The 22,900-nt window shown below is 43.2% G+C and carries 15 protein-coding genes and 2 CRISPR repeat arrays; of the genes, 12 read left to right on the top strand and 3 right to left on the bottom strand.

What is annotated here, in order from left to right; genetic code table 11:
* Window positions 1–7: 7 nt before the first annotated feature.
* Window positions 8–298: a CRISPR-associated endonuclease Cas2 gene (gene cas2, locus DXA36_RS30675; RefSeq protein ID WP_118683096.1), complete on the top strand. Its 291-nt coding sequence runs from the start codon at window positions 8–10 to the stop codon at window positions 296–298.
* Window positions 299–466: 168 nt separating this feature from the next.
* A CRISPR array of direct repeats spans window positions 467–830; the repeat unit is 33 nt; unit sequence TGTCACCACCTTTGCGGTGGTGTGGATTGAAAT.
* A gap of 493 nt (window positions 831–1,323) precedes the next feature.
* Here cas2 and DXA36_RS32745 read toward each other — a convergent pair.
* Window positions 1,324–1,614, bottom strand: a complete 291-nt coding sequence (locus DXA36_RS32745; RefSeq protein WP_147366663.1) for an alpha/beta fold hydrolase — start codon at window positions 1,612–1,614, stop codon at window positions 1,324–1,326.
* A gap of 822 nt (window positions 1,615–2,436) precedes the next feature.
* On the opposite strand from DXA36_RS32745, the gene ilvD reads away from it, so the two are divergent.
* The 6 genes from ilvD (at window position 2,437) to DXA36_RS30645 (ending at window position 10,515) form a co-directional block, all read left to right on the top strand.
* On the top strand, window positions 2,437–4,152 hold the full coding sequence (gene ilvD, locus DXA36_RS30670) for a dihydroxy-acid dehydratase (RefSeq protein ID WP_118683094.1): 1,716 nt from the start codon (window positions 2,437–2,439) through the stop codon (window positions 4,150–4,152).
* Window positions 4,153–4,172: 20 nt separating this feature from the next.
* Window positions 4,173–5,069 carry a dihydrodipicolinate synthase family protein gene (locus DXA36_RS30665; RefSeq protein WP_118683092.1) on the top strand — a complete coding sequence of 299 codons (897 nt, stop codon included), beginning with the start codon at window positions 4,173–4,175 and terminating at the stop codon, window positions 5,067–5,069.
* A gap of 28 nt (window positions 5,070–5,097) precedes the next feature.
* Window positions 5,098–5,793 carry a FadR/GntR family transcriptional regulator gene (locus tag DXA36_RS30660; RefSeq protein ID WP_118683090.1) on the top strand — a complete coding sequence of 232 codons (696 nt, stop codon included), beginning with the start codon at window positions 5,098–5,100 and terminating at the stop codon, window positions 5,791–5,793.
* A 949-nt stretch (window positions 5,794–6,742) separates the two neighbouring features.
* A CRISPR array of direct repeats spans window positions 6,743–7,172; the repeat unit is 32 nt; unit sequence GTCGAGGCTTGCGTAGCCTCGTGGATTGAAAT.
* A 233-nt stretch (window positions 7,173–7,405) separates the two neighbouring features.
* Window positions 7,406–9,412, top strand: coding sequence for a beta-galactosidase (locus tag DXA36_RS30655; RefSeq protein WP_118683088.1), 2,007 nt, complete (start codon window positions 7,406–7,408; stop codon window positions 9,410–9,412).
* A 5-nt stretch (window positions 9,413–9,417) separates the two neighbouring features.
* Complete coding sequence (locus DXA36_RS30650; protein WP_118683086.1) at window positions 9,418–9,711, top strand: hypothetical protein; 294 nt, start codon at window positions 9,418–9,420, stop codon at window positions 9,709–9,711.
* Window positions 9,712–9,813: 102 nt separating this feature from the next.
* A complete protein-coding gene (locus DXA36_RS30645; protein ID WP_118683114.1) occupies window positions 9,814–10,515 on the top strand; it encodes a DUF5680 domain-containing protein in 702 nt (233 codons plus the stop codon).
* Between the two features lie 11 nt (window positions 10,516–10,526).
* Here the strand turns inward: DXA36_RS30645 and gloA2 are convergent, their stop codons facing one another.
* A complete protein-coding gene (gene gloA2, locus DXA36_RS30640; RefSeq protein WP_118683084.1) occupies window positions 10,527–10,907 on the bottom strand; it encodes an SMU1112c/YaeR family gloxylase I-like metalloprotein in 381 nt (126 codons plus the stop codon).
* Between the two features lie 333 nt (window positions 10,908–11,240).
* Here gloA2 and DXA36_RS30635 point away from each other — a divergent pair, with 333 nt between their 5' ends.
* Complete coding sequence (locus tag DXA36_RS30635; protein ID WP_118683082.1) at window positions 11,241–12,491, top strand: AfsR/SARP family transcriptional regulator; 1,251 nt, start codon at window positions 11,241–11,243, stop codon at window positions 12,489–12,491.
* Window positions 12,492–12,553: 62 nt separating this feature from the next.
* On the opposite strand, the gene DXA36_RS30630 is transcribed toward DXA36_RS30635, so the two are convergent.
* Window positions 12,554–13,219 carry a class I SAM-dependent methyltransferase gene (locus DXA36_RS30630; protein ID WP_118683080.1) on the bottom strand — a complete coding sequence of 222 codons (666 nt, stop codon included), beginning with the start codon at window positions 13,217–13,219 and terminating at the stop codon, window positions 12,554–12,556.
* A 256-nt stretch (window positions 13,220–13,475) separates the two neighbouring features.
* Between DXA36_RS30630 and DXA36_RS33770 the strand changes: the two genes are divergently transcribed.
* The 4 genes from DXA36_RS33770 to DXA36_RS33235 all read left to right on the top strand — a co-directional run.
* Window positions 13,476–13,946 carry a hypothetical protein gene (locus tag DXA36_RS33770; RefSeq protein WP_243114782.1) on the top strand — a complete coding sequence of 157 codons (471 nt, stop codon included), beginning with the start codon at window positions 13,476–13,478 and terminating at the stop codon, window positions 13,944–13,946.
* A 43-nt stretch (window positions 13,947–13,989) separates the two neighbouring features.
* Window positions 13,990–21,144 carry an InlB B-repeat-containing protein gene (locus DXA36_RS30620; RefSeq protein WP_118683078.1) on the top strand — a complete coding sequence of 2,385 codons (7,155 nt, stop codon included), beginning with the start codon at window positions 13,990–13,992 and terminating at the stop codon, window positions 21,142–21,144.
* A 448-nt stretch (window positions 21,145–21,592) separates the two neighbouring features.
* Window positions 21,593–22,063 carry a hypothetical protein gene (locus tag DXA36_RS33765; RefSeq protein ID WP_243114781.1) on the top strand — a complete coding sequence of 157 codons (471 nt, stop codon included), beginning with the start codon at window positions 21,593–21,595 and terminating at the stop codon, window positions 22,061–22,063.
* Window positions 22,064–22,104: 41 nt separating this feature from the next.
* A partial coding sequence (locus DXA36_RS33235; protein WP_182479337.1) for a hypothetical protein occupies window positions 22,105–22,900 on the top strand: 796 nt, incomplete at its 3' end.

Raw genomic sequence — 22,900 nt, 5'->3', positions numbered from 1 at the left:
GGAAGCTATGTTGGTATTGATCACATATGATGTAAACACGGAAACAGCCGCCGGTAAATCCCGGTTAAGAAAAGTGGCGAAGCAATGTGTGAATTATGGAACCAGAGTACAGAATTCCGTGTTTGAATGTGTTTTGGATCCCGGGCAATGTTTAATGCTGAAAGCTTCATTAACAGAGATGATTGATGAAAAGGTGGACAGTCTCAGATTTTATTATTTGGGAAATCAAAAAAAAGCACGTGTGGAGCATGTAGGAGTGAACAAAGGGATTAATGTGGAAAAGCCTTTGATATTTTAGTGCGAATCCTAAGTGCACATGAAATCCCCGGGGGATTCGCACCAGAAAATGTCAATATGACGTCTGAATATATATGAATTCCAAGATTTGTGGGGTGCTGAAAGTTAAATATTAGTATAGTTGTGTAGAGAGAAAGGAAGAAAGTATGTAGTAATTATGCAAAATTGCTGTCACCACCTTTGCGGTGGTGTGGATTGAAATCCGCAGTTCTTCCAGCGTGGGTTCCGGCGCGGGTTGTCACCACCTTTGCGGTGGTGTGGATTGAAATTGGTTGTGGCGGCAGGTATTATCATTACAAAATAGTCACCACCTTTGCGGTGGTGTGGATTGAAATTGCCACCTAATCACCATCCTTTCCCCCACGAAATGTCACCACCTTTGCGGTGGTGTGGATTGAAATGCCCGACAAAGAGTACATAGAGCAACTATAGCTTGTCACCACCTTTGCGGTGGTGTGGATTGAAATATCCTCAAGACCTGTAGTAATGAATCTCGCATAGGTCACCACCTTTGCGGTGGTGCGGGTTGAAATTCCCTTTAAATCTTGTTTCGTATATCCTCGTCTTTGTCACCGCCTTTACAGCAGCACAATAAGAAATGACAGGCCGCCTTCCGATACACGGTTATCCTTTTCGGCCACCACTAAAGCAGCACGAATAGATTACCCATGATATATATAAACAAAAACTGTTATCTGTTCAGCCAATATTACCCCATAATAGCACAAAAAAACTACTAACCACAGTTAATAGTTTTTTTATAATAAATCTTTTTCTCAGTTTATCTCAAGCTCGCTACGAATTAATTGGAGGAATTCCTCCCTTGCGTATTTTTCCTTCCATGTATCATGACCGTAATTTTCCAAAATGATAAGCCGTAAATTCGGAAGTTTTCCCTCCAGAGGTACACTCAATCCCCGAATCGGAGGAGGATCGTATTTTCCATGAAAGGCAGTTAACGGACAGGTAACATGCAGTATCCGGTCGAGGAGTTCCCGCTTTCGCGTAAAGAAAATATTGCAGCCATTAATGCCTTATGCTGTTCCTCATCAAATTACAGCATGTCCGTATTGGTTTCAGGTAATGAATGATAATTATCCATATCGGAAAGCCCCTGTTCGGCCCGCTCCTTTGGGTTTGAATGATTTCGGGGAGATACTTGGCCTTTAATGGTCCGCAGCCGATAATAATTGCTCTTGAAACAAGAAGATGATATTTATCCGCAAATAACAATGCCAGCCATGCCCCAAAAGAATGACCTGCAAGAATAATCTGTGAAAGAGCATATATTCTAATCAGGTATAATATTTCATCCATAAATCCATCAATAGTGCAGGCTTTTTGCAAATGTTTAAGTACATCGATGTCTTCCTCAAGAATTCTGCAGAGACCTGCTGCACATCCTGGAGCGCCAGGTCCTCCATGCAATACTATTACTTTATACGGGGGTATACCATACTATCTGCATAATTCCATACTTTTGTCCTTTCTAAAAACAGTTAACGTTTTGTTATCAGCCGGATTGATACTTTCCGCATGCGGTTCCTGGTGGGCTATGCTATTCATAATCTCCCCCAAATAAACGTTTTAGATAATGAGCGTTTTTATGGCCTTGCATTATTTTTGTCAGGTGTCCCGTCTTAGGGGAATGTTTGTACAAACTAAAATTAGGAAGCATGTGTTTATGGCTAGTTTGTATAATCGTTATTTACATGGCTGAATCGTAAACAGATAAGAGCCTCCTATTTATGAAGCCATTGATTTGTATACTGCCTGCGGCAGCCTGTAAACGTTTGTAATTAATCTGCCGCAGAGAAATTTTAAACAATAATGCTGTACGGATTATTGCCATCTTCTAAGCGAAATCAAATGATTTCTGCTTGAATTAATATTACCTATATTTATCCAATTAGTAACTGTTCAGACGCCCCTGGAAGGTACCTTACAGCACCGCCGCCCCAGGAAAAAGCAGGGGAGGGGGATGCCGCGGGACACAAAGGGGCGTCTGAACTGTTACTCCAATTAGACAAGGAATAACTTAAATCTCTCATTTTCTCTTGACATCCGTTTGAAACGGGTTTACGTTATCAATAGGAAACCTGTAATACAGGTATACAGCATAAAACGGGGAGGTAATTTATGGGAATACGCAGTGAAAAGGAACGTAATACCTGGGCGCAATTTGATGCGCTGCAATTAGGAAGCGGATGGGATGAAGAAGATATCGGAAAACCGCAGATATTGGTGGAGGATGCCTATGGTGACAGCCATCCGGGAAGCATCCATCTTAACCAGCTGGGAGAACAGGCCGTATACGGTGTTTATGAAAAAGGGGGCCATCCTGCCAGGTTCCATGTAACGGATATCTGTGATGGATGCGCGCAGGGACATGACGGGATGAATCTGGTACTGGCGTCCAGAGAAGTGATTTGTGATATGATAGAAATGCACGCAGGTTTTGTCCCGTGGGATGGAATGATCCTTTCCTCTTCCTGTGATAAATCCATACCGGCTCATTTGAAGGCAGCAGCCAGGGTAAATATTCCTGCTATTTTTATTCCCGGCGGAAGTATGCGGCCGGGCCCCGGACAAACCACCTCTTTAGTTGCTGGTGACATATCTCTCAGACAAAAAAGGGAAAATGAGATTACACCGGATGAAATCCGTGACTACAAGCTGACAGGCTGTCCCTCTCAGGGAGCATGTACCTTTATGGGAACGGCCAGTACCATGCAATGTATGGCGGAAGCGCTGGGGCTGGCTCTTCCGGGAAGCGCTCTGGCGCCTGCGACAATGAGGGATATTCTTTCTTTGGCAAGGAAAGCCGGCCGTAAAATAATGGAACTGACGGAAAAAAGTATCTGCCCGTCCCAAATTCTCACACCTGCCGCATTTCGCAATGCCATCGTAATACACAGTGCCATCGGCGGTTCCACCAATGCACTGCTCCATCTGCCTGCTATTGCCGCAGAGCTGGGACTGGAGCTGGATCCTGAAATTTTTAATGAAATCAACTCCTGCATTCCCCATATTGGAAATATTAATCCCAGCGGACAGCATCTTACGGAATCCTTCTGGTTTGCAGGAGGTATTCCCAGAGTTCAGATGCTTTTGGAAAAATACCTGGATCTGGATGTGATGACCGTAACCGGGAAAACATTAGGGGATAATCTGGAAACATTGAGAAAGGATCATTTTCTGGAGAGGGGCAGGGGATATCTGCAGAATTACCATTTGTCTCCGGAGGATGTAATAACTCCGGTGGAAACAACGAAAGATATGGGTTCCATCGCAGTTTTGAAGGGAAGCCTTGCCCCGGAGGGAGCAGTAGTGAAATATTCCGCCTGTGAAAAAAGTATGCGATCTCACACAGGAAGAGCTGTGGTTTTCGATTGTGAAGAGGATGCTCACGAGGCAGTGGTAAAAGGAAAAATCCGTCCCGGTGAGATTATAGTAATCCGCTATGAAGGGCCAAGAGGAAGCGGAATGCCCGAAATGCTGATGACAACCGAGGCAATTTGCTGTGATCAGGCACTCAATGGTAAGGTATCTCTGATTACCGACGGCAGATTTTCAGGGGCCACAAGAGGAGCCGCTATCGGTCATGTATCTCCTGAAGCTGCATGCGGGGGCCCTATCGCCTATATTGAAACAGGTGATCTTATTTCATATAATATAGAAAATAAAACCATAGATATTGCAGGCATTGACGGACAGCAGATGGATGCGGCCCGCATAGAAGCAATAATGGAAAAAAGAAAAGCGGCAAAACCTATAAAAATAAGAACCTATACAGGCGTATTAAGAAGATATACGGAAAATGCGGACTCCGCCATGAAGGGCGCAGGCTATTAAAAAGAATGGGAGGATTTTATATGAAAGCAAAATACATAACACCGGCGGTTACAGTGATGGATAAAAACGGAAATCCGGATTGGGAAGGCTGCGGAAAGGTTTATGAACATCTGATTCAGGGAGGTGTGGACGGAATCCTGCTTCTGGGAAGTATCGGAGAATTCTTTGCCTTTACCATGTCCCAGAAAAAAGAACTGATACGCTATGCAGTAAAGGAAATTGCCCACAGGACTCAACTGATAGTAGGAACCACCAGCATGATATTTGAAGAAATTGTTGAACTTTCCCGCTATGCAAAACAGGAAGGGGCGGATGCGGTTATTATTTTACCTCCCTTTTATTTTCCGCTCGGTGCCGATAGCCTGGAAAATTACTACGGAATGCTGGCGGAAGAATTGTCAGACCAGCTTATTTATCTCTACAATTTTCCCGATCGTACCGGTTATGACCTTACGCCGGAAATAACGCTTCGTCTTATAAGAAATCATAAAAATATCGTCGGCTACAAGGATACCCAGCCCGGAATGGATCACACCAGAGAGCTGATTAAGCTGATAAAAGGTGAATTTCCAAATTTTGAAATATATTCGGGCTTTGATGATAACTTTGCCCATAACATATTGGCAGGCGGTGACGGATGTATAGCGGGTCTGTCCAATCTGGTTCCTGAACTGTGCCATGCGTGGGTGGATGCCTTTGCCTGTGAAGATATGAAGAAGATCGGTAGATTTCAGCAGAAGATAGATCGACTTATGGAACTCTATCAAGTAGGGACGCCCTTTGTTCCCTTTATTAAGGAAGCTATGACAATAAAAGGAATTATTGACAGCCCCTGTTCGTCCAGACCCTTTCCCGTAGCAGGAGAAGCTGAAAAAGAACATATCCGAGCTATTTTAGCGGAAACAGATATCCTGTAAAAGAGATCATATACAGAAAGAGGGACATATGGCAATTCAGAAAATAAGCCGGGACAGTATAAGTGATCAGGTATTTGCGCAGATGAAAGAACAGATTCTGAGAGGAGAATGGCCCCCCGGAGAAAAGATTCCATCCGAAAATGAACTGGCCCGGCAATTCGGAGTCAGCCGGATAACCGTGCGGAATGCCCTTCAGAAATTATGCGCGCTGGAATTGCTGGAGACTCACTTCGGAGAAGGATCCTTTGTACGCTGCCAGGATGCCTCCTCCGTAATGAGCCCTCTGATACCTGCCGCTTTTCTAAATGATAATGGTATGGAAGAAATCCTTCAGCTGCGCAGAATGATAGAAGGTCCGGTATGCAGAGAAGCCTGCCGCAAAGCATCTGCAGAAAATATTAACGATTTGAAAACTTTATTTCAGCAAATGGAAAAAGCAAAGGATTACCTTCCGGAATTCGCCCGTCTTGACTACCAGTTCCATATCACGATAGCCCGGATTGCAGGGAATTCCATTATCATCCGTATTTATGATATCATGAATGAGGTAATGCAAAGCTCTTTTGAAAAGGTAGTACAGGCAAGAGGAAATCAGGCCGGTCTGTATTTCCACGGCCGGATTGTGGAAGCTTTTGAAAAAAAAGATGAAGAAGCCGCCGAAAAGATAATGGAAGAACATATGAAAGATCTGTATGAGAGCTTTTTAAATAATTTTAAAGCGTAGAAAACGTTATGCCGATAAAAGGAAACTGTTTATAAAAACGGAAGTGCAACGCTGATCAAAACTTCGGAAAAAGGAATGGGTTAATATCACGGAGGAATTCCCAATCCATGATTCCTGTTGTAACATGTGTTCTTCTATCTGTCTGAAAAGTGGATTTACAGAACTTCTCTGGATTTTTCCGAAAATGATTAGGACTATTCAGATAGAGATAGAGAAGTAAGGCTGTGCCGTGCCGCATCTTACCGTTATTCGGATAATCTATGCGTTACAGGATTACAAGAGAAGCGGGATCCGTCCGGTTTTGCAGTGAAGGCCGGAAATACGTACCGACAGCAGGAATTTATTCCGCCTCCCTTATATTTTGTTTACAGATAACAGGGATATTGTAACCTTTGGAACAGAGGTGTATGCCCTAACTGAGTTATTTCATTCAGAACAGAGGAAAAAAACGGTACAGCCAACGGTACAGCCGCTTCATATAGAACTGCTGAGGTATGATATTATTACAATAAGATGTGTTGAAATGAATAGCCGCCGATGCGGTATTATAAAAAAGAGCCGATTGTAGAAAAAAATAAAGAAAATTCATATGCGTGGGATGAAAAAAGATATGTAAATGCGGCTGCCGAAATACGAATTACCAAATAGTTCCATTGGAAAAGATTATATGTTTTATTTAGTGATGGTGTATAAGAAAAACAGAATAAAGAAATGAGGATGGTTTCTATAAACTATAAAAAATATTATTAGTACATGTTATAGTACATAATAATCCTGGGTGCGAATATCAAGTGCACATGAAAATACCGGGGGATTCGCACCAAAAAAAGTACTAAAATTTTTATGGACATAATTATTTTTAAAGTTTATTATAGGATGTAGTATAGTTGTTTGTAGAAAGTTTATAGTTTTAAATGTATATTGAGTGATTTTTTTGCATGGTTTTGCTGTCGAGGCTTGCGTAGCCTCGTGGATTGAAATCTATAATAAAGAGGAATAATACATTTCTGCTTTTGTCGAGGCTTGCGTAGCCTCGTGGATTGAAATAACTTTATTTCTTGCAGAATTCAATAGAATTGTATCGTCGAGGCTTGCGTAGCCTCGTGGATTGAAATTTGTGCCCTCCTGTATAATAAACTCCACTGCTTCGTCGAGGCTTGCGTAGCCTCGTGGATTGAAATCTCCTGTACCGGACATTGATGTTTCTGGTATTTTAGTCGAGGCTTGCGTAGCCTCGTGGATTGAAATTCCTGGGCATGAATCCAAAAGCAATCAATGATTGTCGAGGCTTGCGTAGCCTCGTGAATTGAAATTGGGATAAGGAAGCTGGTTCGGTGCCTCGTCCTAATCGAGGCATGCGTAGTCTCGTGGATTGAAATGTGTATGGACAGTTGCATCGTCATGTATGTAGACTGTGTCGAGGCATATATAACCTCATAGATTGAACATATAGTCCCCGGATTGTTGTCGTCATCAAGATTACGCAACCCTCGGCACATTGAAATAACGCAGTCCATTTTACAATGTGGACACATGTCCACATAAATCCGCCTTGCAGATTCGCCCGAACCTTTATATGATGGACTTATCAGAAATAACAGGAGGACGATCCATGGATCAATTATTATACGGAGCGGCATATTACGAGGAATATATGCCCTATGAGAGACTGGACAAAGATATCAGCATGATGAAAAAGGCCGGGATTAATGTAATCAGGATTGCGGAATCCACGTGGAGTACCGAAGAACCGGAGGATGGCGTATTTGATTTTTCCCATGTGACAAGGGTACTGGATGCCTGTGAGCGTGAAGGGATTCACGTAATAGTGGGAACGCCCACATATGCCATACCTGCCTGGATGGCAAAGGCCTATCCGGAAATTATGGTAACGGATCGAAGCGGCAGAAGGCCTTATGGTGCCAGACAGATTATGGATATCACCCATCCGGCTTACCGTTTCTATGCCGAGCGTATCATCCGCAGGCTGATGGAAGCGGTAAGGGGATACCGTTGTGTTATAGGCTTTCAGCTGGATAACGAAACTAAACATTTCGGGACAAGCAGTGAAAATGTCCAGCAAATGTTTGTCAGATATATCAGAAAAAAATATGATGGGGATCTGGAACGTTTCAACCATGATTTCGGCCTTGCTTACTGGAGCAACCGCATCAATTCCTGGGAGGAATTTCCCAGTGTAGCCGGTACGATAAATGGAAGCCTGGGCTGTGAATTTGAAAAGTTTCAGAGACAGCTGGTTACGGATTTCCTGAAAAGACAGGCGGAAATCGTCAGCGAATACAAACGGGAAGAGCAGTTTATTACCCATAATTTTGATTTTGCATGGAAGGGATACTCCTATGGCGTGCAGCCCGATGTGGACCATTTTAAGGCGGCAGAAGCGGTAACAATAGCCGGCTGTGATATTTACCATCCCACACAGGACAGCCTTACGGGAAAAGAGATTGCATTCGGCGGTGATCTCATCCGCTCTCTTAAAAAAGATAATTATCTTCTTATCGAAACAGAAGCCCAGGGATTTCCCGAATGGACACCCTATGAGGGACAGCTGCGGCTCCAGGCATTCAGCCACCTGGCAAGCGGTGCGGATTCCGTGATGTATTGGCACTGGCATTCTATCCATAATGCCTGCGAGACTTATTGGAAGGGCCTACTCAGCCATGATATGGAAGAAAATGCGGTTTACCGGGAGGCCTGCTGTATCGGAAGGCAGTTCCGGGAACTCAGTCCAAGCCTGTTGCATTTGAAAAAAGAGAACAAGGCGGCGATCATGGTGAGCAATGAATCGCTTACTGCCTTGAAATGGTTTCCTTTCCCGGCCGGAAGCGCGGTAAATTATAATGATGTAGTCAGGTGGATTTACGATGCCCTTTATGAAATGAATGTGGAGTGCGATTTTGTCAGCACAGAGGAAACAGAATTATCCGGATATGATATCTTGTTTGTGCCCGCGCTTTACTGCGCGCCGGAAGAATGCCTGCAGCGGATCCGGGATTATGCGGAGCAGGGGGGTTGTGTATTAGCTACCTTTAAAACCGCATTTACGGATGAACACGTTAAAGTATGGGCGGATGCACAGCCGCATTTATTGAAAGAATGCTTCGGCATAACATATAATCAGTTTACCGCTCCCGTTAATGCCGGACTGACAGGGGATTCGCTTCCGGTTTCTCAAGAGGAACGTAAAGTTTCGCTGTTTATGGAATTGCTGGAAAATGTGGATGCCGAGGTGATCGCTTCTTATGATCATTACGCATGGAAAAATTATGCTGCGGTTACCAGAAAAGACTTCGGCAAAGGTGTTTGCATTTATATGGGATGTATGACCACACCGGTCTATCTGAAAGCCCTGCTTACGGCAGTCTGGAAGGAAAAAGGCTGGTGGACCTGGAAACAGGAAAACTCCTTTCCGCTTATTATCAGAGAGGGCAGGAACTGTAAGGGAAACCGCATAACCTATTATCTGAATTATTCCAGCGGACTTCAGGAATGTGCATGTGGTCATCAGGGTACGGAACTGTTTTCCGGCCGGAAAACGGAAAAAGGCGAAATAATGCGGATTCAGCCCTGGAATCTGCTGATCGTAGAAGAGGGGTAGCATATATGGGATTGTTTAAGGAAACTGTTTTTTCCGGGTTCTCCCTGCGCAGTTTTACGAAAGTAAGAGATATTTTGTCCGCCAATAATGTCTGGTATACCGTTAAGGTGCGTGACCGGACGGGTGGGATCGGATTGGGAGCATCCCGGGCAGTAACAGGGAGTTTGGGGATGAATTCTGATTTTTCCAAAGAATATGAAGTTCTGGTAAAAAAGGAAGATGCGGATAAAGCGCGCCATTACATCAGCCTGATAACCCTTTCTGAAAACGGATTCCCCTCTCCAGGTGGAGCAGAATAAGAAAACGGAACCTCAGGTTGACAGTCTGACAAGCAGCTGTTGGTGGTGCCCGGAAGAAAGAGCGGGTATAATATAAGAAAAAACTACCTGCAGGAGGCTGTTATGATTGAAATACGCTTGCCATCTAATCTTCAAAAATACCGCAAGGCCTACAATTTTTCCCAGGAGGATCTGGCAGACAGACTTCAGATATCCCGCCAGGCCGTGGCAAAATGGGAAAACGGGATCAATTACCCGGATATTACTAACCTTACTTTGCTTGCCGGACTTTATGGGGTAACGGTTGATGCCCTGATATATGGGAATGATTGCTCAGGTTCTGCAGGAATACCATCTGCGGCTGCCATATCCGGACAGCGGCTTGCAGAATTCCTCCTCTGCGCCAAAAAAAACAGCTATGCCGGAAACGGTGCGGAAGAAGAGCAGCCCTGCCGTCCGGAAGCCCATGACTTTGTCTATGAAGATTCAAGGTATTGGTATATGGATACTTATTTGGGAGGCAGGTTTTTTACCGGAGAAGAGGCCGTATGGGAAAAGCAGCAGGAAAAAAGGATACCAATCTGGTCAATGAACTATGCGGGCAGGACCCTGGCCGATAACTTTAACTCCGGCTTTTTAAAAGAAGCATTGTCCCATGTGGAAATAGAGAATCCCTTCCGGGGGCCTGCGCTTTACCGGAAGGGAGATTCTATTTACCATTGTTTCCAACGGGGAGACATGCAATGGTTCCAGGGACGGGAAGAAATTTATTATGGAAACGTAAAAATTTATGAATGTGAATTTCACGGAGGGGCTGTCCAATAGCCTTTCCTTTTTTATTCATGCAGTTCTAAAGGAAGACCGTCCGGATCCTTGAAAAAAGTCATTTTTTTCTGCGTGAATTCATCAATTCTCACAGGCTCCGACTCAATTCCCAATGCCTGCAGTTCCCGGATCGTATCCTCTATACAGGGAACACGGAAAGCGAGATGCCGCAAACCGCAGGCCTCCGGATAGCTGGGCCGTACAGGGCTTCCCGGAATGGCAAAAAGCTCCAGCTCACAATCTCCCAGCTTCAGATCCAGCTTATAATCTCCCCGGCTTTCCCGGTAGTTTTCCCGGATGATTTTGAAACCAAGCAAATCCACGTAAAAATGCCGTGAGATTTGATAATCAGAACATATCAAAGCTACATGGTGTATCGTATCCAGTTTCATAAAAGCCCTCCTTATATAGGTAATCAACTTCTATTATACCGTTATTGACCACAAAAGTCAGTAAAAATAAAATATCGCAACAGTACTAACGCTGCAAAGCAGTTACAAAACAGCCGATGGAAAAGAACGGTAACTGATTTTGAGGGATAAGATTTTAAGGAGTTACCTTTTCTGCGATTCCATGGTATAATGACAAACGGTCGCGGTCAGAAGGAGGAAAGATTATTCTTTTTCCCATCATGCTTCCCGTTGACAAAAAAGAATAAAATTTTTATACTTATGAAAGATACTGCTACATAGAGGCAGCTATAGAATTAGGAATGATGAGGGGCCATGGAAAATAAAAATATTGTTTGTGTGAATTTGCTGGGCGGCTTTACCCTTTCCAAAGACGATAAATCCATCCCTTTGGAATATTCGAATACGACAAAAATGATCCAACTTCTGATTAGCGTTCTGGCCGCCGGAAATACGGGGATTCCCAGAAAACAGCTGATAGACAGGCTTTACGGGAATGATGCGCTGGAGGATCCTGCAGTAACCTTAAGGGTGAATGCGCACCGGCTGCGTAAATACCTCAAAAAAATGGATGCTTTTGGGGACTCGGACTGCATTCGTATCAAGCTGGGAAATTACTTCTGGGATCGGGATGAAGTCCCCCTGGAACTGGACATTGAAGTTTTTACGGAATCCATTGAATTGGCTCAAAAAGAAAAAGCGGAGGAAACCAGGCTTTCCTATCTTCTTAAGGCATGCCAGGTATATAAAGGAGATTTTCTTCCCGAATTGGGCGGAGAGGAATGGGTGGCTGTTGCCTGTGCAGATTACCAGAAAAAATATTTTGCCTGTTTGAAAGAAGCGGAAACGATTCTATCAAAGCAGAACAGATATGAAGAACTTCTGGAGCTGAGTACCAAAGCCTGCCGTTTATATCCTTATGAAGAATTCTACCTTCTTCAAATCGACTGCCTTATGACGTTAGGCCGATTTAAGGAAGCCATGGATGTTTACGAAAAAGCCACCACATTCTATTTTGAAGAACTGGGACTGACCCCATCGGAAGAAATGATGGAAAGATTCCATGCCATGAGCGATAAAGTCCAGTATCATGCGGTGGTTATGACCGATATTAAAGAAGGGCTACAGGAAGAAAAAATCAAATCAGGCGCCTACTTCTGTACCTATCCCGGTTTTACGGACTGCTACCATATTGTGTGCCGTATGCTGGAACGCAATGGACAGTCTGCTTACCTGATGCTCTGTACCATGGTGGACAGGGAAGGACAGCCGCTTACGGACGAAGTAAAACTGGAAAAATACATGGAAAAGCTGAAACTGGCAGTAGGTTCTTCCCTTAGAAAAGGTGATTTTTACACCCGTTACGGGATGAACCAGTATCTGATACTGCTGCTTGGTCTCCGCCTGGAGGACTGTGCTATCATTCAGCACAGGATAGACGGATGTTTTCTCAGTTTTGGCCTTAAGGCCCGTGCGGCTATCGAATATAAGGTACAGCCTGCCGCAGAAGACAACCTTCCGGGTGAAGACATATCCTTTGCCCAGACCAGTTCCTTGTGGGGATGAGTATATAACAGATAAAAAAGCGGCTAAAAAAACGTTCGGAGTGATCCGGACGTTTTTACGCTTCATACGCCCGACGACGTTTCGTTCCCGTTATCGATGCGGCCTTTTCTCTTTTTCAGTTTAAGGACAATTGTATAATTGCAATGCTCTTCCCGCGCAACATCAAAACCATAATTTTCAAAATACATTTTTTTATCCGCAAGATAAAATTTCTTAAAGGTTCTGCAATGTAAGCTTTCCAACAGATACAAGGGTGCAAACTTTATGAATTTGCAGAACTTTTTTTGGCGCTCCCATTCCAAAATAACTATGTTTCCCTCGTCTTTCAACAGCCGGTTCGATTCAGCCATTATCCCTTTTATGAATTCGGGACAGCTTTCGTGCAAAACTAATCCGATTATAATATAATCAAAGCTCTTATCCGGCAGTCCGGTCTTTGCAGCATCTGCACATTTCAGATACACATTCTTCATTCCCTGCCTGTTTACTTTCCTCTTTGCCACACGAAGCATTTGTTCAGACAAATCCAGCCCCATAACTTTAACAGCAGGCTTCTCTTTTGCAATAGTAATAGTATTCGATAATGTTCCGCAGCACATATCTAAAACTCGGATTTTTCTGTCTGGAACCATCTCCAGAATGATATTTACAGGATTTTTGCCCTTTTCAGAGAAAAATATAATCTCCAATAAATCATATGCTTTGGAAACCACATTGTATAGATTCATTTTATCGCTCCTTTTTGTTCAGATTAATTTGATTATAGCAGGCGGCAGCATAAAAAAGAAGTGCCGCATTCATTTTCTGAAAAGTAATAAATAATAGCCGGATTTGCAATGATAAACGTTCGGGACGATCCGGACGTTTTTAATAATGGCCTTTTCCAATAAAATTTTAAAAAAGTAACATTTATTCAAAAAATGTAACGCTTGATGTTACACCCTGTTCTTTATACTCAAAGTAACAGTAAGAGGGAGGTGCTTTATGCAGCAGACATCATTAAGAGCAGGACCAACGCCAAAAAATGTCATATGCGTCTGCGTAGACGAGATAAAAGAAGAGCTGATAGAAGGACGGATGTATCATTGCTATTCTGAGGCGCCTGTAACATTCAGCAACCAGCTTTATCTGCTGACTGAAATGGAAATGCTTTATGATAGGCTCAACTTTCCTCAGGCATCAACCCGGGACAGAACGCTGAAACAAAAGAAAACACAGACAGGAACTGACAAGGAGGCAGAAGCAGTGCGGGAAGAACAAGATATAAAAAATCAGGTTGGACGCAAAGCTTCCTTTATTGTCCGGGTAAACAGCAGACAGAATGCCACATGGCAAGGCTCCATATCCTGGACGGAGAAGGGAGTCACAAAACATTTCCGAAGTGCTCTGGAGCTGTTAAAGCTTATCGACAGTGCGCTGGGAGATGAAGAACGGAAAGACGATACGGAAAATTAGGGGTTTTAGATAAGAGTTGTTTAAAAAGAGAGGAGAAAGAGGAATGAAAAAAGCAAAATCATTACAAAGATTTTGGGCGTTCCTGTTGGTTTTCGTTCTGGTTGCCACAACGGTGGGGCATGACAGTATGACTGTAACAGCGGCGGAAACGAATACGGTAGCGGAGCAGGAAAGCGAACCGGAATCCACATCGGAAGCCAATAAGGAGAATGTGGAGGAAGATGCGCCCGCCCCTTCAACTGATTCTTCAAAAAGTGAGGAAAAGGCGGAGGTAGAGGAGGGAGCCCAAACACCTGCAGTGACGGATCCCGCAGAAGTACCTTCCGAAGGTGGAGATGAAACAACGCTTGCAACTACAGATAATTCGGAAGCCGAAACGGATAGTACAAACGCTTCCTTGGAATCTGCGATAGATTCGTCTGCTGATACCACAGAGGATGAAGCGGAGACCACAGACGTTGAAACGACTGCTGTCGAAGATACAGAAAATGAAAAAGTGACTTATAAAGTCAATTTCAATATTTCAGGAGAAGCTGTTGTAAAGGTAAATGGTGAAACTGTTTCCAGTACGGAAGTGGAAGAAGGAAACGACTTACAGTTTTCTGTTGAAGCGGATGGAACAAAAGGATATCGCGTTAAAGAAGTGAAAGTGGGGGATAATGTCCTCGCGGAAACAGATGGTGTATACACAGTAAGCGAAATAGACGGCGATGTAACTGTAGATGTATCTACAGAAACGGCAGCCGGCAATACGGCATTATATGCGTCTCAGAAAAATGGAACGGTGTCAATTAATTCTGTTGATGGGGATGTGTATCCTGGTATGGATATTACACTTTCATTCAGTAAAACAGGTATTGATGAGGAAGATATAACGTCTGTTTCATGGGAAATCACCAGCGGAAGTGAGTTCGCTTCCATAGACAGCCAGAATGGGAAATTCAAGGCTATGAAAGCTGGGAGTGTTAAAGTACATCTGACTGTTAATTATAAATATTCGGTAATGTGGTGGGAAAATACAAGCGAGGCCGAAAGTACCATAAATATCCAAATAGTGGAACCTCCTGTGTCGGTTACTGGTGTTACCATCACTAATAAGGATAGTAAGCTTATTGTAGGTAAAACTCTCAATTATGCATGGGAAGTAGTGCCGTCTGATGCAGTGGATAAATCGGTTACATGGAGTTCTTCTAATGAATCTGTAGCAACGGTTAATAACGATGGTAAAGTAACTGCGTTATCAGCAGGCAATACAACAATCACTGTAACAACATTGGAAGGCGGATTTACAGATTTCGTAGATTTAACAGTAGAGAATGCACCTGTTGCGGTTGAAACAGTAAAGATAGAAGGTACAAATACTGTTAATATTGGGAAACAAATCACTTTAAATGCAGTGTATGAGCCGGAAAATGCTGAAGTAAAAGAAATTACCTGGCACAGCGGAGATGAAAGTGTAGCTACAATAGATGATAACGGTATTGTGACCGGTGTGTCGGAGGGTATAGTTGATATAACAGTGACGATAGATGGGATTCAGGCGCATAAGGAGATAGTAGTTTTGGATCCTTCCTCTGTTAAACCAATACATACACTTACGATAAATTATGTATATAGTGAAAATGCAGGGGCTATGGCCGGACGTACAGCCGCCGATTCTTATTCTGTGGATGTAAGGGAAGGCAGCGTATACAAGAGAACCTCCCCGGTAATAAGCGGCTTTCAGGCAAATCAGGAAATCGTACAGGGTACCATGCCTAATAAGGATCTGACTATAACCGTAGAGTATAATCCTACGGAAACATCCTATACTGTACAACATAAGTTTCAGCAGCTGGATGGCAGCTATGTAACTGAGAATGAAACAAAACAGGGAATGTATGGTTCAGAAACCGAAGCGCAGGCGAGAACAGTTAAAGGATTCGAAGCGGGTGTTGTTGATAATACAACAATCGGCAGAAATACCGTTATAGTAATTGAGTACACCCGGTTAAATTATACGATTCGTTTCGATTCCGCAGGTGGTAGTTATGTAACCGCAATAGAAGCTCCTTTTGAATCACAGGTTACATTGGGAAAAGATCAAACACCTGCGAGAGATGGATATATCTTTGAAGGATGGCTGAATAATTCCGGAAATAAGGTAACAAGCATTTCCTTAACAGATAATATGCTTCTTACAGCTTCCTGGAGTGTAGATAAAAACGCTACAGCCAATTATAAGATTATGTACTGGATCCAGAAAGCCGAAGGAAATGATTATGATTTCCTATACAGCCAGTCCAAGAATGGAAAAGTTGGGACGGAAATAAAATCATCGGATATTCCGGATATCAGTTCGGCTGAATTATCTAAAATTAATCTGGAAAAAGCTGGATTTACTTATTCCAGGATGGACACGGGAATTACGATTGATGTAGATGGTTCTGCTATTGTTAATGTATATTATAATAGAAAATCATTTACCTTGAAATTTTTTGAAAATAAAAGAGATCGTAATCCGATCCATACGATTACCGATCGCTACGGCGCCTGGATTAATGATAAGTGGCCCCGTGAATGTATCTGGGAAAATTTCTCCGGCGGAGACGGGAAATCTTATGCAGGTATGCAGGTGATGCCGGCAAGTAATATGAGCTTTGAAAAAAGCTCTACAGGAAGATATAAATATAATATGTACTATATGGTTGAGCCGGTTTCAGGGAACACTTATATAGAGCATCATTTGGATTCCTTTACGTCTAATACCAACAGTTGGGAGTTGACGAAAGGCGACAGATATCCGATTACCGGATTTACTTTTAATGAAAATGATAATAGAAATGTTCCCCGCAATATAGGAGGAAGCCTTAAAACAAATAATTATTTATATTATACAAGGAACTCCTATACGATAGAGTTTTCTGCAAACGGGGGAAACAACGCTCCCGGTTCCAGTACTTACAAATACGAAGCCACGATTACAGCACCTAAAGGTTCTCCTGCCCGGGAAGGTTATGAATTTACCGGATGGTATTATGATCCGGGTGCGAAGAGCAGCGTACAATGGGGAAGTGATACCATGCCTGCAAACAATATGACAGTGTATGCAGGGTGGAAGATAAAAACATATCCCGTTATCTTCGATGAGAATTATGAAGGCGGAAATAAGACTACTGTAAATGTTGGGTATAAAAATACAGTAGGAGAACCTGAACTGCCGGTAAGAGAAGGGTATAATTTCCTTGGATGGTATACGCAGGCTGAAAGCGGCACAAAATACGATTTCGGCACGCCGGTAAAAAATGGTTTTACATTGTATGCGCACTGGTCCCCTAAAAACTATACTTCCTATACCGTAAAATATTTAGAACAGGGTACTGAAAAGGAACTGTATGAATCTAAAACAGTATCGAATCTAAGAATCGGTAAGACGGTAACGGAATGGGCCGTTGATTTGGAGGAGAAAGGATATGTTCCGGTAGAAGCAAGTCAGTCATTAGTTCTTGCACAAAGCGGAAATGAAATAACTTTCTATTATACAAATGCAGTTGAACGTAAATATACGGTTACCGGTATCGACAAGGATACGAAGGAGGTTATTTACGGGCCTGCTGAATACACCACTCAAAAAGCGGCTGTTTGGGTTTCCGCTCCTGAAATAGGTGGGTATTTGTTGGCAGAAGGTCAGAATCCCAGTATTTACAGGGAAATATATCTTGACTCCAGTAAAAATGAAATTGTTTTTGAGTATCAGCAGCAGAAAGTAACCTATCAGGTTTACTATTATGTAGATGGTGTACACCAGACGGAATGGAACGAGAGTTCCGGGGTTACTGTCGGAACAGAAATCAGTTCGGTGGTAAATAAATGCCCGAATGGATATCACGAAGAAAAAATAGTACCGGCTCTTCCTACCACAATAACCTCTAATAATAAGTTAATAGAAGTTTATTATGTGGAAAATGATGATGTAACTATCGAATATAAAGCAAAAACAGGAGGAAGTGTAACCCCTGATCATGAAACATTAGCGCCTGTTAAAGATACGGCAGTTGGTTCTGTTGCAACACCAGACGCAGGATATCATTTTGTAAGATGGACAGACGCAAAAGGAAATGAAGTCGGAACGAATCCGAAGTTTGTCCCTGAAAAGGTGAATGGTGTTAATGCTGCAGCAACCTATTATGCGGTATTTGAAGAAAATGCTGCCATTACCATCCATTACAATGCAACGGCAGGAGGAAGTGTAACTCCTGGTTCTGAAACATTAGCACCTGTTTCACAGAATGCTGCCGGTTCTATAGCAACCGCGAATACCGGATATCATTTTGAAAAATGGACGGATGAACAGGGAAATACAGTAGGAACGGAACTGAAATTTATCCCTCAAAAGGTGAATGGTGTAAATGTGGCGGCAACCTACACGGCGCATTTCGCAGAAAATGAGAAGGTAACAATTAATTATGTTGCACGTGTCGGAGGAAAAGTAGAACCTGCGAGTGAGACTTTAGCACCTGTAACGGAAGAAGCTGCTGGTTCCAGGGCAATACCTGCGGCAGGTTATGAGTTCGACAAATGGGTAAATGAGAAAGGTGATATTGTAGGAACTGCTTTTACATTTGTCCCTGAAAAAGTTAACGGTGTTAACGTAGCAGCAACTTATTATGCTGTCTTTAAAGAAAAACAAAAGATCACCATAAATTATGTAGCTGAAGGTAATGGTAAGGTTACTCCCAAAGAGGAAAGTCTTGCTCCTGCTACCGGAGTTGCGGAAGGATCCACAGCCACACCTGATTATGGCTATAAGCTTACGAAGTGGACCGACAGTGAAGGTACTATTGTAAGTGATGCGCTTCATTTTATACCGGAGAAAGTAAATGGACTGAATGTTGCAGAAACTTATACCGCTCATTTTGAAAAAGATACTTCTTTAGGTAAAGAGATCTCCTACACGGTAGAATATTGGCTTGAGGGAGAAAGCGCCGCAAGAGATTCTTATGATGTAACGAAAAAAGTATGGGTAAATGATCCGGATACTCTGGATGTAGAAGACATAGAAAAGAAAGAATATCCCGGATACAGCTATAACAGGGTGGATCATGAGAAAGCCGGCAAAGGTATCCTTACATGGTTACTGTCCCTGATACCCTCAGAGGATCTTCCGAAGACGGTTGAAAACGGCGATTTACTGAAGGTGATTTACACAGAAAATGTTGTTACTATTAATTATGCGGCTGAAGCAAACGGAAGTGTTACCCGTGAAAATGAAACCCTGAAGGCTGTGAAAGGTGAGGCGGAAGGATCAACAGCAGAAGCGGCGAATGGTTATCATTTTGCGAACTGGACGAACAGCCAAGGAACGGTAGTCAGTTCAGAAGCTGAATTTGTACCTCAAAAAGTAAACGGCTTAAATGTGGCAGATACCTATACGGCCCATTTTGAAGAAAACGGTAAAATTGAAATAAATTATATTCCCAATATTGGCGGCAGTGTAAGCAGAGGAAGTGAAACGCTTGCTCCTGCTACAGGAACCGCAGAAGGCTCCGTGGCAACAGCCGCCGCCGGCTATACCTTTGAAAGTTGGACAGATGCAAAGGGAAATATAATCAGTACGGAAGCGTCATTTGTACCTGCGAAGGTAAACGGTCTGAATGTAGCAGCAACTTACTATGCGAACTTTAAAGAGAATGCTGCTGTAACAATCAATTATATAGCGAATACCGGAGGAAGTGTAAGCGAGAAAAGGGAAACACTTGCCCCTGCTACAGGAACCGCAAAAGGCTCCGCGGCGACAGCCGCCGCTGGCTATACCTTCGAAAACTGGACAGATAAGGACAAAAATGTAGTCAGCACAGATGTATTGTTTATACCAGCCAAGGTAGATGGACTCAATGTGGCAGCAACCTATTATGCAAACTTTAAAGAGAATGCCGATGTAACAATCAACTATGTGGCGAATACCGGAGGAAGTGTAAGCGAGGAAAGGGAAACACTTGCCCCTGCTACAGGAACTGCAAAAGGCTCCGTGGCAACAGCCGCTGCCGGCTATACCTTTGAAAGCTGGACAGATACAAAGGGAAATATAATCAGTACGGAAGCGTCATTTGTACCTGCCAAAGTAAATGGTCTGAATGTAGCAGCAACTTACTTTGCAAACTTCAAAGAGGATGAAGAGATTTTGATCACCTATCTTGCGGAAGCAAACGGTAAGGTGAGTCTTGGAAAAGAAAATTTGGCTCCTGCAACCGGTAAAGCAGAAGGTTCTACTGCAGCACCTGACTATGGTTATAAGCTTAAAAACTGGACCAACAGTAAGAGCGATATAGTAAGTGAAGAGCTTCATTTCATACCTGAAAAGGTAGGTGGCCTTAACGTAGCAGATACCTATACAGCACATTTTGAAGAAGACAGAACTATAGAAAAAACACTTTCTTACAGAGTGGAATACTGGATAGATGGAGAAACGGATGCAAGAGATGCTTATGAGGTAACCAAAGAGGTATGGGTAAATGATCCGGATACCTTGGATGTTGAAGACATTGAGCAAAAAGAATATCCCGGATACAGCTATAACAGAGTAGAACACAAAAAAGCAAATCAGGGGATATTGAATATGTTAATGTCTCTGGTGCCTTCCGCAGACGTTCCTAATACCGTAGGGAACGGTGATGTACTTAGGGTGATTTATACCGAAGATCAAATTACAATTAATTACCAGGCCGATGCAAACGGAAGCGTCAGCAGAGAAAACGAAACATTATTTGCAGTAAATGGAGATGCACAGGGTTCTACAGCAGCAGCAGCGAATGGCTATCATTTCGTTAACTGGACAAATGAAGCTGGTGAAGTAGTGAGCACGGATGCAGCATATGTGCCTGTCAAAGTAAATGGTTTGCATGTGGCAGCCACTTACACCGCACACTTTGCCGCTAATACCCCAACCCCTACCGATCCGACTCCCGACCCGACCCCCGGAACTCCGACGACGACAACTCCTACTGCAACAACCGCCGTACTTGGTGAAGCATTAGCACCCGTACAGCCCGAGGTAGGCGTCCTTGGTGAAGCACTGGCACCTGAAGTAGGCGTCCTGGGCGAAGCCAAAGGCCCTGGAACAGGAGATACCGCACCGATAGCCGGATGGTCATTCCTGATAATGGGAGCAATCCTGACATTGGGAGTTACTGCCAAAAGACGTAAAAAAGAAGAGGAATAAATCCCTCATCCTTGAATCACAGCGTACTAATTCTTAGAAAATAAGAGAATGAAGAGAACTCCAGCCGGCAAAGCAAGACCGGCTGGAGTTCTCTTTTCTCTTTAAGAATTTCTTTTTATTTTTAACCAATATTTTTCAACATTTCTTCCGAGCTTATATCTGTGGCTAAAAATAGTATATCTCATATAGTATGCCTAGAGAACGATATTATACTTCATATAATATAAAATGCCCCGAAAGATCCTTTGCCCAGACCAATTCTCTATAGGCTGATTGAAAAATAAACAGAATAACCACTCATTAAAACGCTCAGAACAAACCGGGCGTTTTATTATTATGCAGTTTTTAAATAAAAAAATAAAAAAAGTAACATTAATTTCCAAAATGTAACACTTGATGTTACACCCTGACCTTTATACTCAAAGTAACAGTAAGAGGGAGGTGCTTTATGCAGCAGACATCATTAAGAGCAGGACCAACGCCAAAAAATGTCATATGCGTCTGCGTAGACGAGATAAAAGAAGAGCTGATAGAAGGACGGATGTATCATTGCTATTCTGAGGCGCCTGTAACATTCAGCAACCAGCTTTATCTGCTGACTGAAATGGAAACGCTTTATGATAGGCTCAACTTTCCTCAAGCATCAACCCGGGACAGAACGCTGAAACCAAAGAAAACACAGACAGGAACTGGCAAGGAGGCAGAAGCAGTGCGGGAAGAACAAGATATAAAAAATCAGGTTGGACGCAAAGCTTCCTTTATTGTCCGGGTAAACAGCAGACAGAATGCCACATGGCAAGGCTCCATATCCTGGACGGAGAAGGGAGTCACAAAACATTTCCGAAGTGCTCTGGAGCTGTTAAAGCTTATCGACAGCGCGCTGGGAGATGAAGAACGGAAAGATAATACGGAAAATTAGGGGTTTTAGATAAGAGCTGTTTAAAAAGAGGAGAAAGAGGAATGAAAAGAGTAAAGGCATTACAAAGATTATGGGCGTTCCTGTTGGCTTTCGTTCTGATTGCCACAACAGTGGGGAATGACGGTCTGACTGTTATTGCTGCAGAAGCGAATACGGCATCAGAGCAGGAAAGCGAACCGGAATCCACTGCTGCGTCTGAGAACGATAATACGGGGGAGGAAACACCTGTGCTATCAGATAATTCCGGGAATGAGGAGAAATCGGAAGTATCGGAGAGAATGCAGGAAACCTCAACAGAAAGTGTGGAGGAAACTTTTTCGGAAGAGTATTCGGATATCGGTACGGAAGAAGAAACTTCCACGACAGAAAACGATCCTGGTGAAGAGACAAAAGAGGCGGAGGGCACATTATCAGAGGAAACCCAGTCATCTGTATGGAAAGTAAGTTTTCAGAAAGACGGGGACGTTAAGATTTTAGTAGGTGAAACAGAAGTTAAAGATTCCTTCGACGTAGAAAAGGGAAAAGAACTTGCTTTCAGATTAGAGATGAGTGAAGGAAGCGGTTCCACAGTAAAGGCGGGGGATAGTGAACTCGTACCATCAGAAGGGATTTATAAATTTATACCGGATAAGGACGTTACAGTTACTGTGAAAGCAGCGGCAATAGATAACGTGGAAACAGCGGAAGAAGAAACCACTGCGGAAACAGAGAGCGAGACGGAAACCCGGACTGAGACAGAGACGGAAACAGAAACGGAATCAGAAGCTGAGACAGAAACGGAAAGCGAAACAGAAACGGAGACCGAAGAACTGGAAGAAACCGAGGCGGAAGAAGGAA

Source organism: Eisenbergiella sp. OF01-20 (genome assembly GCF_003478085.1).
In the GTDB taxonomy this organism is placed as follows: domain Bacteria; phylum Bacillota; class Clostridia; order Lachnospirales; family Lachnospiraceae; genus Eisenbergiella.
The sequence above is the reverse complement of the archived record's forward strand: the minus strand, read 5'-3'. Positions and strand labels throughout refer to the sequence as shown.

Bases quoted from the DNA above. Each gene is read 5' to 3' on its own strand.
- DXA36_RS30620 (WP_118683078.1), top strand. From the start codon at position 13,990: ATGAAAAAAGCAAAATCATTACAAAGATTTTGGGCGTTCCTGTTGGTT.
- DXA36_RS30665 (WP_118683092.1), top strand. From the start codon at position 4,173: ATGAAAGCAAAATACATAACACCGGCGGTTACAGTGATGGATAAAAAC.
- DXA36_RS33765 (WP_243114781.1), top strand. From the start codon at position 21,593: ATGCAGCAGACATCATTAAGAGCAGGACCAACGCCAAAAAATGTCATA.
- DXA36_RS33770 (WP_243114782.1), top strand. From the start codon at position 13,476: ATGCAGCAGACATCATTAAGAGCAGGACCAACGCCAAAAAATGTCATA.
- DXA36_RS30655 (WP_118683088.1), top strand. From the start codon at position 7,406: ATGGATCAATTATTATACGGAGCGGCATATTACGAGGAATATATGCCC.
- DXA36_RS32745 (WP_147366663.1), bottom strand. From the start codon at position 1,614: ATGGATGAAATATTATACCTGATTAGAATATATGCTCTTTCACAGATT.
- DXA36_RS30645 (WP_118683114.1), top strand. From the start codon at position 9,814: ATGATTGAAATACGCTTGCCATCTAATCTTCAAAAATACCGCAAGGCC.
- DXA36_RS30630 (WP_118683080.1), bottom strand. From the start codon at position 13,219: ATGAATCTATACAATGTGGTTTCCAAAGCATATGATTTATTGGAGATT.
- gloA2 (WP_118683084.1), bottom strand. From the start codon at position 10,907: ATGAAACTGGATACGATACACCATGTAGCTTTGATATGTTCTGATTAT.
- cas2 (WP_118683096.1), top strand. From the start codon at position 8: ATGTTGGTATTGATCACATATGATGTAAACACGGAAACAGCCGCCGGT.
- DXA36_RS30635 (WP_118683082.1), top strand. From the start codon at position 11,241: ATGGAAAATAAAAATATTGTTTGTGTGAATTTGCTGGGCGGCTTTACC.
- DXA36_RS30650 (WP_118683086.1), top strand. From the start codon at position 9,418: ATGGGATTGTTTAAGGAAACTGTTTTTTCCGGGTTCTCCCTGCGCAGT.
- DXA36_RS30660 (WP_118683090.1), top strand. From the start codon at position 5,098: ATGGCAATTCAGAAAATAAGCCGGGACAGTATAAGTGATCAGGTATTT.
- ilvD (WP_118683094.1), top strand. From the start codon at position 2,437: ATGGGAATACGCAGTGAAAAGGAACGTAATACCTGGGCGCAATTTGAT.